Raw genomic sequence first — 692 nt, forward strand, 5'->3', positions numbered from 1 at the left:
CTTTCCATGATGCAGATAGATATCGGATAATTCGGGATCTTTACATTCTTTTGGACTGTTTTCAAACATCACGATCGTATAAACGGTTTTCAGATCCTGATAGGTGAATGTACTTCCCTTTTCCCCTTTTACTCTGGTGTACTGGCGGAGCAAAAGATCAGCAGAGTAGCAGGACATCCGCTCACCGGGAAAGGTGTATGGGATCTTCTGGATCTCCACATTTGCAATCGAACCATCTTCTAACTGAACAATGATATCCAGAAGCAGGAGAGAAGTTGATGGCAGCATGCTGTCCTCATTTGACAGGATACATTTTACGGTTACTTTTGTGCCGATGATACTGCTGATCAGTCGTGATAACCGTTCCGGGTATATATCTGGGTTGAACAGTTTTTTGAAAAATGGATCATAGGTCAATGGCAGGCTTTTCTTACCTTCCATGAATTCCAGAAAGTTTGATTTCCATTTGTCAGGCCAGTTCAGATATGTCCGGTAAACGGATGGATTCTTCTTTAATTCTAATAGACATTCATCTTTGGTTCGGGATGGGAAAAGCTGATGGATGTTTAATGCGGCAGGCTGTATAGCATTGCCTTTCTGTGAGACAGCAATGTTTCTTTTTTCATTTTCATTGTACATAAATTTAATTCCTCGTAATATCCGGCGCCTGTTTTGTCGACAACATAACCATA

Annotated in this window: 1 protein-coding gene; it reads right to left on the reverse strand. The window is 41.0% G+C overall.

Features of this window, described 5'->3' with window-relative positions; translation table 11 throughout:
* Positions 1-639, reverse strand: a 639-nt coding sequence (locus DXA07_RS12900) for a PD-(D/E)XK nuclease family transposase (protein ID WP_182429597.1), incomplete at its 3' end; no start/stop codon positions are given.
* Positions 640-692: the final 53 nt, after the last annotated feature.

It is taken from the genome of Clostridium sp. AM54-37XD (genome assembly GCF_003478225.1).
GTDB lineage: Bacteria > Bacillota > Clostridia > Lachnospirales > Lachnospiraceae > Coprococcus > Coprococcus ammoniilyticus.